The 11,328-nt window shown below is 49.8% G+C and carries 11 protein-coding genes; 4 read left to right on the plus strand and 7 right to left on the minus strand.

Annotation, left to right across the window (positions count from 1 at the left end):
- Positions 1-228: 228 nt before the first annotated feature.
- Positions 229-786, plus strand: a complete 558-nt coding sequence (locus GX441_11850) for a peptidylprolyl isomerase (protein NLI99332.1) — start codon at positions 229-231, stop codon at positions 784-786.
- A gap of 95 nt (positions 787-881) precedes the next feature.
- Positions 882-2,153, plus strand: a complete 1,272-nt coding sequence (locus GX441_11855; GenBank protein ID NLI99333.1) for an SO_0444 family Cu/Zn efflux transporter — start codon at positions 882-884, stop codon at positions 2,151-2,153.
- Positions 2,154-2,176: 23 nt separating this feature from the next.
- Here GX441_11855 and GX441_11860 read toward each other — a convergent pair whose 3' ends face one another.
- The 6 genes from GX441_11860 to GX441_11885 form a co-directional block, all read right to left on the minus strand.
- A complete protein-coding gene (locus GX441_11860) occupies positions 2,177-2,563 on the minus strand; it encodes a hypothetical protein (protein ID NLI99334.1) in 387 nt (128 codons plus the stop codon).
- Between the two features lie 289 nt (positions 2,564-2,852).
- Positions 2,853-3,908 (minus strand): 23S rRNA (adenine(2503)-C(2))-methyltransferase RlmN, encoded by a 1,056-nt coding sequence (gene rlmN / locus GX441_11865; GenBank protein NLI99335.1) that lies wholly within the window; start codon positions 3,906-3,908, stop codon positions 2,853-2,855.
- Positions 3,905-5,152 carry a MiaB/RimO family radical SAM methylthiotransferase gene (locus GX441_11870; GenBank protein ID NLI99336.1) on the minus strand — a complete coding sequence of 416 codons (1,248 nt, stop codon included), beginning with the start codon at positions 5,150-5,152 and terminating at the stop codon, positions 3,905-3,907. The genes rlmN and GX441_11870 overlap by 4 nt, the downstream gene beginning before the upstream one ends.
- 20 nt (positions 5,153-5,172) lie before the next feature.
- Positions 5,173-7,101 carry a 30S ribosomal protein S1 gene (locus tag GX441_11875; protein ID NLI99337.1) on the minus strand — a complete coding sequence of 643 codons (1,929 nt, stop codon included), beginning with the start codon at positions 7,099-7,101 and terminating at the stop codon, positions 5,173-5,175.
- A gap of 39 nt (positions 7,102-7,140) precedes the next feature.
- Complete coding sequence (locus tag GX441_11880; protein NLI99338.1) at positions 7,141-7,872, minus strand: 1-acyl-sn-glycerol-3-phosphate acyltransferase; 732 nt, start codon at positions 7,870-7,872, stop codon at positions 7,141-7,143.
- On the minus strand, positions 7,869-8,546 hold the full coding sequence (locus GX441_11885; protein NLI99339.1) for a (d)CMP kinase: 678 nt from the start codon (positions 8,544-8,546) through the stop codon (positions 7,869-7,871). The genes GX441_11880 and GX441_11885 overlap by 4 nt, the downstream gene beginning before the upstream one ends.
- A 185-nt stretch (positions 8,547-8,731) precedes the next feature.
- On the opposite strand from GX441_11885, the gene GX441_11890 reads away from it, so the two are divergent.
- A complete protein-coding gene (locus GX441_11890) occupies positions 8,732-9,265 on the plus strand; it encodes a hypothetical protein (protein ID NLI99340.1) in 534 nt (177 codons plus the stop codon).
- A gap of 3 nt (positions 9,266-9,268) precedes the next feature.
- Here the strand turns inward: GX441_11890 and GX441_11895 are convergent, their stop codons facing one another.
- Positions 9,269-10,006, minus strand: a complete 738-nt coding sequence (locus GX441_11895) for a class I SAM-dependent methyltransferase (GenBank protein ID NLI99341.1) — start codon at positions 10,004-10,006, stop codon at positions 9,269-9,271.
- A gap of 207 nt (positions 10,007-10,213) precedes the next feature.
- Here GX441_11895 and nadA point away from each other — a divergent pair, with 207 nt between their 5' ends.
- Complete coding sequence (gene nadA, locus GX441_11900; GenBank protein ID NLI99342.1) at positions 10,214-11,122, plus strand: quinolinate synthase NadA; 909 nt, start codon at positions 10,214-10,216, stop codon at positions 11,120-11,122.
- Positions 11,123-11,328 lie beyond the last annotated feature (206 nt).

The following is an 11,328-nucleotide window of genomic DNA, read 5'->3' on the forward strand; positions in this document are numbered from 1 at the left end:
AAGAATCTCGCCAATTTCGTTTCGCATCAATTTCTTCCATTGCTCCACGTTAAGGAGAAAGCGAAACTTATCACCAACGATTATATACAAAACCGTGATTCATGTCAAGTGCACTTTATCACAACTCTTAGCGAATCAGATGAAACTCGAAACCTTTCTTTTGCACTCAATCTACTTGACGTTTGCGATATTCTTCATATCATCATATCAAGAAATAAGGAGGATGAAATGCAGAGACGACTCATTATCCTGGCCGTATTAGCCATTGCGTTCATTGGCCCTGCTTGCAAGCCCAAATCAAAAGATGAACTTTCGAAGAACATCCAGGCGGTTGTTGAAGTTGAGGGCCGCGGAAAGATGCGAATTCAGCTCTTTCCGGAACAAGCACCGCGTGCGGTAAAACAGTTCGTAAAACTCTCAAAGGAAACTTTCTATAATAACAGGCAAGTCTGGCGCGTAGGGCAGATGGGTGAAGGCAAGGAATTCGTCATGACCGGATGCCCGAAGAACAACGGAAACGGTTACTACACTATAAAAGGAAAAGGTTACTTCATAAGAGAGGATATTGATTCTACGCTTCATCACGAACGCGGAACGGTCTCCATGATAAACTTCGGCAAGCCCCAGACCACCTCCTCGCAGTTCATTATCTGCCGCGGGCAGATTCCCGAGTTCGACGGCAAGTACTCGATAATCGGCAAGGTTACGGACGGACTAAACGTTCTTGATTCCCTTGAAAAAGGAGATAACATTCTGTCGGTTACGATAGAAGAAGGCGCCGAATAAGCCAGATAGCGCCAGATCATTCAATCTTGTTGACAGGGGGCTGAAAATTACTATCATTACAGTATGATAATTAGGCATCCTCTGTTGGAGGAGAGGTGTTAGCGGTTCTTGCATGGATATGGAACGCCCTCATCGGAGTTCTTGCCGCGAGCTGGGAGCTTCTCTTAGAAATGTCTCCTTATCTCCTTCTTGGGTTTCTCTTCGGGGGTATCCTTCATATATTCGTATCTGTCCAGAAGATAGCGAAACATCTCGGCGGAGCAAGCTTCTGGTCGGTTCTAAAAGCAACACTCGTCGGCATCCCGCTCCCCCTATGCTCCTGCGCCGTCATACCGACCGCTGCATCCATCCGCCAGAGCGGAGCATCCAAAGGCGCAACGCTTGCGTTCCTCATCTCGACTCCTACAACCGGCGTGGATTCGATTCTTGCGACGTACTCACTCCTCGGGCCCATCTTTACCCTCTACCGGATAGCCGCGTCCTTCCTTGCGGGTTTTGCTGCAGGAGTCGGCGCAAACGTCTTTGATAAAGACAAACCTGGGGATAGAGACAAGATAAGCAACAACAATTGCGTAGTTTGCGGCAACTCGACAGACGATGAACACACACATGGTTTTTGGGTTCGCGCTAGGGCAATGGTCGCTTACTCGTTCGGCGAACTCGTAGGTGACATAGGCAAATGGCTCGTAATCGGCACGCTTATAGGCGGCGCTATCGCCTACTTTATTCCTCCGCAGATAATCGGCACTTACTTCAAGTCCCCTATTCTTCAGATGTTAGTGATGCTGGCCGTAGGCGTACCGCTCTACATCTGCGCGACCGGTTCGCTTCCAATAGCGGCCGCGCTCGTGGCTAAGGGCATATCGCCGGGCGCCGCGCTCGTATTCCTAATCGCCGGTCCTGCGACCAACGCGACCACGATCACGGTTGTAGGCAAAACGCTCGGAAAACGTTCACTTATAATCTACCTCACATCCATCGCCATCGTCTCACTCGGTCTTGGGTTTCTCTACAACGTCATTTTTCCATCGGGTATGGTATTCTCATCCTCGGGGAAAATCGTCGGGCTTTTCGAGCTTCCGCCGCTCGTGAGCACCATCTCCGCCGTTATCCTCATCGCTTTGATCCTCCTGCAGTTCGGGCTCTGGATGTACCGCAAGATAGCGCACAAGCCTCACCACTGCTCAGATCAAACCTGCTCCGTCGACGCTTGCTCTTGCTCCGACCATGATCATCACGAAGAGGGAGAAGGGGAGGAGGGTTGCCACTGCGGCGGCAACCACAGCGGTGGTGGCGGTCACGATGAGGGAGATAGTTGTGGTTGTGGACACTCGCACTGCCACGAACCCGTGCACAAAGACCCGTAACACCCGTAACACCCGTGACACACTTAACCCACGTAACACACCTTTGACCTCGATTTTGACAAGGGGCTTAAGCGTAGGGGCCGACCTTCAGGTCGGCCCGATTCATAATGAAAGAACATACTGGCAAAATCTATAGATAAACTTGTACAGGTCGCTTTCAGGCATAACAAGCTGAAAGTGCTTTTTTTAGAATGATCATCAAAAGAAAAGTTTAGTCTTGTTTCAAAGGAGAAGCCAGCGTGGCTTAGGGAGTTCCGAATATGGGTCACTATTCCCTTCAGATTTCTATCTTTATCAGGACACTGGAGAATCTGAATACTACTCCATTCGGCTTCCTGCAGGCCTTCGATAGGTATCTCTTCAATCTTTTCATAGAATTTCTCCTTCGGATAAACGAAAAAACCGTACAAGCTTGTAATAAGAACGCCTTGATTGAACAATACATAGTTATCAAGCTGATCCCAGTGTAACGATTTCCGCCATTCTTCAAAGAAACTCCCTATAGATAAGTTAGGCTTTTCTTGAAATGCAGAGGTAAAAGCTGTTTAAAAATTCAAGATTGAGGAATACCTGCCTAGTGATAACTTTATCGTCTATTTGAGGTTGTTTTATGGTGGGCATAGTGCCTCCTTTATGGTTTATCAGGGCCTACCTGAAGGTCGGCCCCTACATTTCCTATCGATATTTTTACGGGGTGTATTAGTCAGGGTCCCCGACGGAATGCGGGGCATTCTTTTGGGGTGCAGCCAGTTGCCCGCATCCAGCAAGGATGGCTGAGCCAAGGCTCTTGCGCAAGGTCACCGCGGGCAGGTTAGGCATAATCCAGCGCATGAACTCCTCAACGTGGGCGGGTGAGGGGGACCGCAACGCGCATCCGGGGAATGGGTTCAGGGGAATGAGATTTATCTTGCAGGGGATGCCGGCAAGAAGCATCTCTAAATTCTCCGCATCCTTTTTGCGGTCGTTGACGCCCGAAACGAGCACGTACTCGAACGTCACGCGCTTGCCCTTTAGTTCCACGAACCTCCTCACCTCCGGGATAAGCTCGTTCAAGGGATACTTCGCGGCAATCGGCATTATGCGCTCGCGCGTCTCCTGGTCTGCCGCGTTCAAGGACACAGCCAACTTGAACTGCTCAGGCTCCTTCGCGAAGCGCTTTATGCCGGGCACTATCCCCGCGGTCGATATCGTTATCTTGCGGGCGCCGATGCTTAAGCCGAAATCCTCGTTGAGAATCCGTGCCGCAGTCAGGGTCGCTTCGTAGTTCAGGAACGGCTCGCCCATGCCCATGAAGACCACGTTCGTTATACGTTCCGTCTGTCCCCGCTGAACCTCGAGGACCTGTCCTGCAATCTCAGAGGGTTCGAGATTTCTTACCAACCCCATCTGCCCGGTTCTGCATATGAAACATCCTAGCGAGCAGCCCACTTGCGTGGAGACGCAAACGGTCCTGCGGTCCCTGTCCTTGAGCCAGACAGACTCTACCGAAAACCCGTCCTCAAGCTCGAAGAGATGCTTGACCGCGCCCTCCTTTGCGGAGCCGGTGCGGTTTTTAATCTTCAAGTCCGATATCCTGAATCGCTGTGCGAGCTTTTCGCGCAAGGGCTTTGAGATATCGGTCATATCCTCAAAACCCCTCGAACCCTTCTGCCAGAGCCACTTGAATACCTGGCGCGCCCTGAACGCAGGCAGTTCAATCTTTGAGAGCTCCTTTTCGAGTTCCTTGAGCGTGAAGTTCCTTAGTTCAGTCTTCACGTCTTCCTACCCATAGTTGTATCCAATCTGCCGCGCGTTTCCTTTTCGGCAGCATCCGTGATAGTCACCATCGCCAAAGATCGAACAGGCAAATCCGTCGGGGATATGTGTACATCCACATAGTTATCCGTGAGAACCCTTGTTCTGGAAAGGACGACAGCCTCCCTTCGGCTGCCGATGAATCCGCTTCTGAACTCGAGAGATTTTTGTGCGCCAAGCTCCCTTAGTATTTTCGTCCGCTCCCTTGGATTCGAGTTCCTTCTTTGAAGCGCCATGGGCGTGCCCGGCCTCGCAGAATAGGTGAATGCGTGCAGGTATGAGAACGGCATCGAGCGCACGAAATCAAGAGTCCGCGCAAAGCTCGCTTCATCCTCGCTCGGAGTCGAAGTGATTATATCGGTTCCTATCGAAGCGTCAGGAATCCCAGCCAGAACTTTTTCAACAAGCCTTGCGAACTCCGAAGTGGTGTAGGGGCGATTCATCGTTCTCAATATTCCATCATCTCCAGATTGCAGAGGTATGTGAAGGTGCGGGCATATCCTCCTCGACCGGGCTACTACCTCAATAATCCTGTCGTCAATAGTATCAGGTTCGAGCGATGTCAGACGAACTCGCGGAAACGTGCTTTTTTCAGCTTCAATCCTTTCCAATAGTCCGGCAAGGGATTCTCCTCTATCTGCGCCCCAGAGTCCAAGGTTCAATGCGACGAGAACGACCTCACCGAACCCCTTCTCGTAAAGAACGCGAAGTTCGTTCAGAACATCATTAGCTGGCTTGGAGCTTACGGGTCCCCGTATCCTTGAAACTATGCAGTAGGAACATCTGCGGTCGCATCCATCTCCGATTCGAAGAAAAACTCGGTTTCTCGATATTGCCGCAACCGAATCACCCTCCTTGAAATCGACGCCTCCGATAATATCTTGCTTTCGCCCGTAAGGGATAATTTCTGTTACTCCGGGAAGAGTTGAGATTTTTTTTGGATTCGTTTCTGCGCCGCAGCCTGTCACCTTTATCTCGGCGTTCGGGTATTTGCGATGAAGCCGGCGGATGAGCGATACGCTCGACCGATCCGCCGGCTCAGTTACCGTGCAAGTTGTTACGAGACACAGGGAAACTTCTGAATCAAGAGTCTCCTCGTCTGCAAGCTCATACCCGTTGCTTCTATACCAGGCCTTCCAAAGATCGGCCTCGGCTTGACTTAGTTTACAGCCTGCGGCAGCAACTAAGGCTTTGGGCAGAGCCATAAATCATCTATGATTAATATTTAGTCTTCTTCCTTTTTCTTTCGAGTAGTGCGGCGTTTGGGCTTTTCTTCCTTCTTTTCAGGTTCCTTTTCTTCTTTCTTCGCTCTCGGCTTTCTTACAGTCTTCTTCTTCGGGACCTCGGGTTTTTCTTCTTCTACAGGGGTTGCTTCTTCTTTCTGAGTTTCTTGTTCTTCGGTTTCTTCGACTTCGGGTTCTTTTTCCAGGCTGTAATCTTCCTCTTCTCCAGTGTCTTTTCTCTCGGCTACTTCCTCGAGGGTGCTCAAATCGCCCAGGTGATCCTTGAGAGAGAAGCCCTTCGGCGCACGGATGGGTGCAGTCTCCTGGCGTTCCTTTTCTTCGGTCTTCTGGTAGAATTCCCTTTCGGAAAGTATTACCCGGCGCGCCTTGGAGTCAATCCTGCGGATAACAAGCTGGAGTTCCTCGCCGAGTTCGTAGTGATCTTTAATCTTCTTTATCTTGCGTCTGCGAAGCTGCTGCTGAGGAATAAAGCCTTCTATATCTTCGGTAAGGGCAACCACGACGCCGGACGCAGGCATATCGATAATCTTGCCGGTGATCTGGGCGCCTTCCTTGAACTCCTTTGACCAGTGATAGAACGGGTCTTCCTGTGTCTGTTTGAGTCCAAGGGTTATGCGTCTGCTTTCCTTATCGATATCGAGAATGATGGTTTCTATCTTGTCGCCCTTCTTGAGTATCTCGCGCGGGTGTTTGACCCTTTTAGTCCACGAGAGATCGACGTTGCGGACAAGGCCTTCGATTCCTTCCTCTATCTCGACGAAAGCGCCGAAGTTCTTTAATGAAGATACGACTCCTTCGAGGCGCTGTCCTATGTGGTAGCGTTCATCTATAATCGACCACGGGTCTGGGGTCGTCTGCTTGAGTCCGAGGGATATGCGGCGGTTTTCCTTATCAAGAGAGAGAACGATGGCTTCTACATCCTGACCTATCTGGAGAATCTGTGCAGGATGACTCACTGTACGGGTCCATGACATCTCCGAGACGTGAATAAGACCCTCGATGCCTTTCTCAAGCTCAACGAACGCGCCGTAATCGGTAAAACTCGTTATCTTGCCCTGGACTTTTGAGCCGATGGCGTATCGCTGGTCGATGTTCTCCCATGGGTGCGGGGTAAGCTGCTTGAGACCCACGGTTACCCTGCCGGTTTCGTCGTTCTTGGTGAGAACCTTTACTTCTATCTTTTCGCCTACCTTGAGAACCTCGGCAGGGTGGACAATCTTCTTCCAACTGATATCTGAGATATGAAGGAGAGCGTCGAGTCCGCCAAGATCGATGAATGCGCCGAAATCGACTATGTTCTTTACTACGCCTTCGACGACTTCATCTACATTCAGTTTTTCCATGCGCTCGCGGTGCATTCGCGCCTGTTCTTCTTCAAGCAGCATCCTGCGGGAAACGACGATGTTTCTTTTGTTCCAGTTGACCTTAATAATCTTGACTTCCATCTCGTCGCCTATGTAGCGGTCGAAGTCGGTTACCGAGCGGATGTCGACCTGTGAGCCGGGAAGGAAGGCATCGAGCCCGAATACCTCAACCTGAAGCCCGCCTTTAACCTTTTTGCGGACTATGGCAGGACAGGACTCCTCGGCTTCGAGCTTGCGCTTGATTGTATCCCAAGCCATCTGGAAGTCGGCTTTTTTCTTCGAGATTACGGGAAGGCCCTCGCGGTTTTCAAGAGACTCGACGAAGACCATTATTTCGAGGCCTTCTTCGAGTTTTTCGGGTTCGTTGAACTCCGTTATCGATAATACGCCCTCGGATTTCCATCCAAGGTCCACGAAGACGGTATTGCCCTGTACACGGGCTATTGTTCCCTTGACTATCTCACCTGTAGTGAATCTGGAAAGCGATTCCTCGATTAGTCTTTCGAGGTCATCGCTTGAGGGATCTCGTAAAACGTTTTCTTGCATTCGGTATTTCCTCCTAGTTCGGAGTTTTAGCGCTCTGCGCTAGGCCCTTTTGGGCTTTGCCGCTGCCCCTTTGGGCATACGGGTTTTAAGGGTTTTTACATAATCATAATGTGGAGTATTGTAGAACTCTCCACACTGTTTTTCAAATCTCTTCTCGCCTTCCCAGGCAATATCCCTAAGGCGGTGGATTTTTTCTTCCACTTTCCTGGTGAATGCCTCGTACTTCTCTTTTTCCTTCGAGCGCTCGCCAGGGTGCATGGCTTCATCCAAAAAGACCTCCACCCTTGAGTCCCTGCGTAGCCATTCCTGCCATGGTTTATAAGTGTTTTTGATGTATGCGGGCACAACCGGAATGTTGTACCTCAGGGCTATGAGTCCCACCCCCTCCTTGAAGGGCAGGAATTCGCCCGTTCTGCTTCGCGTCCCCTCCGGAAATATCACGAGCGCCTGCTTAAGCTTGATGAGTCTGTCCACTTCCTTGAAGAGATGGATATCAAAGGCTTTGCCTCTTTTTATAGGTATAGAGTTGAAATACTCAATGAGCCATCTGAAGAATTTAGATTGTCCGAATAACTCCTCTTTCGCAAGAAAGAAACACTCCCTTTTCGCCGCGTGTCCTATTAGAGGAGGGTCAAAAAAACTCGCGTGGTTGGATGCGATTATCACAGGTCCCTTCGTTGGAACATTCTCTCTTCCGTGAACTTTTATCCGCAGAATCCATTTGAACAGAGGGTAGGTTGCTGTCCAGCCCCATGCCCATCTCGATTTCATGACTTTTCGCCCATACGTTTTTGAACCTCCTCCTCGATTATTGCAACCTGCTCCTCAATGGTCAAATCCGTTGTATCTATCCTGAATGCGTCTGAAGTGCACTTCAAGGGGCTTATCTTTCTGTTTGAATCAATCTCATCACGCCTGGCAAGACTTGCTTCAACATCCTCACCGCTCTGGTCTATTCCTTTTTCTCTGAGTTCTTTTTGCCTTCGCATCGCCCTTTCAGCCATGTCGCATGTCATGAAGACCTTGAGCCCGGCGTCGGGAAAAACAACAGAACCTATATCCCTGCCTTCGCAGACTATTTTCCGGTTCCTGCCTATCTCTCGCTGCTTGGCCACGAGGTATGCCCTGACTATAGAACGTTCTGAAACAGGAGAAACCCAGTTGTCGACTTCAGGCGTCCGGAGCTCGTCCTTAAGCTCCTTATCTCCCAGGTATACATGAAGAGAACCTCTTTGAATCTTAAAAGTTAGGGATGATTTGAGGAGAACGTTTGCGATTCGTTCGTCATCGCTTTCCTGCGCCTTCTTCGTAAGCAATAAATAAGTAACCGCACGGTACATAGCCCCCGTATCAAGATGCACGAATCCAAGTTTTTTTGCGAGTAATCTTGCGGTTGTGCTTTTTCCTGAAGACGCCGTACCATCAATGGCGATGACAAATTTCAATTCAAGGGTTTCCTCCTTTTTTTAATTTCTGCGGATGGGGTTTCGTCCGTCGGATTATCCTCTCGAGACACAATCCATCGCTGCAGCCGCAAATTATAGATAAATCCAACTACTAAGTCAACCCCTTCCAGGCTTGACACATCGGTATCCGGGCATATAGTCCTGACATAACAAGGAGGCAGAATATGATTCAAAGAATGAGCGCCTGTGTCTTTCTTTCAGTCTTTTTAGCTCTGATGCCCGGCTGCAATTCCAAACCCCAGCAGGAAACAATCGAAAAATCAGCGGAAAAACCTGATACTCTTAAGGCTCTTATCAGCGGCAAGGGCGTCAACGTACGCTCGGGTCCGGGCATCAAGTACTCGGTGAAATTTCAGCTCTCGGACGGGGAGCGTGTAGTGATTCTCAAAGAGGCATACTCATCGAACGAGGAAGGAAAGCCTGTCGAGCTTATCCTTACTTCGCCGCTTAACGTTCACGCCAACGGCGAAAAAATCACCCTTGCGAAGGGTACAGCCGTAACCTCAACATCAGCCGGAGACGAGGGGGGAGACCTCCTTATCATCACATTTGAACTCGAAGGCAAGCACTACGCGGACTCCTCCATATACATCGAGAACGTAAAAGCCAAGCCCATTGCGGATAAGCCTTGGTACAGGATAGAAACACGGGACGGCAGGCGGGGCTGGGTGTATGCCGAGTTCGTTGAGGTGATATAACCCTTACAACGGCTTCACGCAGATGAAGACACTGTAGCTTTCGCCCTCGTAAACCTGGTTCCTCTCGTGAACCTCGAATCCCGCTTCGTTAAGCTTTTTACGCCAGGTCTCAAGTGTAAAGATGCCGCAGGTGTGGAAATCGTTCTCTATCCTCAGCTTGCCCTGCTCCCTTATCAAGTAAACGAAGGTCGTCTCGTAAGTCGTATCGTCAGGGTTAGGGTCGTAGTTGTTCTCGATATACGTAATCTTTGGTTCCTCGCTTTGAGATTCAAAGACCTTTGTCTGATTCTCGTGAAAGTTGCCCTTGAAATGCTCAGCAATCGTTATCATCACACCGCCCGGTTTCAGATGTTTGAACGCTTTTAAGAAAACCTTGCCTAAGTCTTGCTCGGTTGTAATGTATGCAATTCCGTCGTTTATATATACCGCGTCGAACTGTCTTTCGAGATCGAAATCCCTCATGTCGCCTTTCACGTATTCGCATTCCGGGTTAAGTTTCTTTGCGTTTTCAAGCATCGCCTCGCTCAAATCGAGTCCGGTCACCTTAAAGTATTTTTTGAGAGTAAAGTCGTTCTTGCCGCCTCCGCAAGTGATATCCAGAATAGTCGTTGGTTCTATGCGTGAGAACTCCCTTATCATCTTGACAGCGTCCTCGCTCTCCGGTCTGTACTCCTCAACGCTTCCCCATATGGGCCATATCCAGGCAAGGTCAGCGTATAAACGATTTTCCATATTCTTCATTAATGAATATATCCTCTAAAACATCTAAAGTCAATAGAAATGCACTTGCATTCCTCGCCCATCCTCAGGCGTTGCGTTTTCATGTTGTGAAGGGGCTTAGTCATAAAGTACAGGAGAGGGTAAACGTGTTACGGCGGGCTTTGTTGACATACTCATCTTTATTCTTATAGTAGCACTATGCCAAACAATAAAGGCTCTGAACCAGAAATGAACGCTGGAGAGATGGCCGCTCGAATCCGTGAGCTTGCCCGGAAGAAGGATGCCGTAATCCTCGTGCACAACTACCAGCTTCCAGAGATACAGGACATAGCCGACATCCTCGGCGACTCTCTTGACCTAGCCCGGCGCTCCGCAGAAATAAAAAAGTCCTGCATTGTCTTCTGCGGGGTGCGCTTTATGGCAGAGACTGCAAAGATACTTTCGCCGGACAAGACGGTTCTTCATCCCCGTCCTGATGCCGGCTGCCCGATGGCGGACATGGTCGGTGTCGAAGGACTCCGCAAGCTCAAACAAGAACACCCCAAGGCAAAAGCCGTCGCCTACGTGAACACGAACGCCGATGTCAAGGCGGAGGTCGACGTTTGCTGCACGTCCTCGAACGCTCTAAAGGTCGTCGAAGGAATCGATGCAGAGGAAATCATCTTCGTGCCAGACTGCAACCTTGCATCCTGGGTCCAACGGCATACCAAGAAGCTCATCATTGCGTGGGCAGGCTTCTGTCCGGTGCACCGGAGATTCAGAGTAGGGGAAGTAAATGCCTCCCGCGACCGATATCCTGACGCGCTCGTAATGGTTCATCCAGAGATAGACCCCGAAATCGTCGACCTTGCAGACGAGGTAGCGTCCACCAACGGCATGGTCAAGCTTGCAAAAGCCTCCGACCGCAAGCGTTTCATAGTAGGCACCGAGGAGGGGCTTATCTATCGTCTGAAAAAGGAGAATCCGGGAAAGGAGTTCTACTCATTGGGCGCGCCAAAGGTCTGCGAAAATATGAAGAAGATAAGACTCGACCACGTTCTTGCATCACTCCAAAAAGAGCAATACAGGGTTGATGTTCCACGAGAAATAGCTGTAAAAGCCAGGCGCGCTCTGGACGAGATGCTCAAATACGCCTGATTATCCAAATGCGGTAATTAGTCGATGCGTTTTTTCTCTTGACGCACTAGGAATGAGTTGGTTACTAACCCCTTGACATTCAAGCTTTAGCGGAGTAAAATTTAAGACATAAGGAAATAATCCACTTAGGCAAAGGAGGAACCTTATGAAGAAGAGTGCGATCGTTCTGGCAGTTGCGCTGGGCGTTTTCGCTGTTGTTTTTACAG

The organism is bacterium (assembly GCA_012517375.1).
Lineage (GTDB): Bacteria > Hydrothermota > Tepidihabitantia > B3-TA06 > B3-TA06 > JAAYVC01.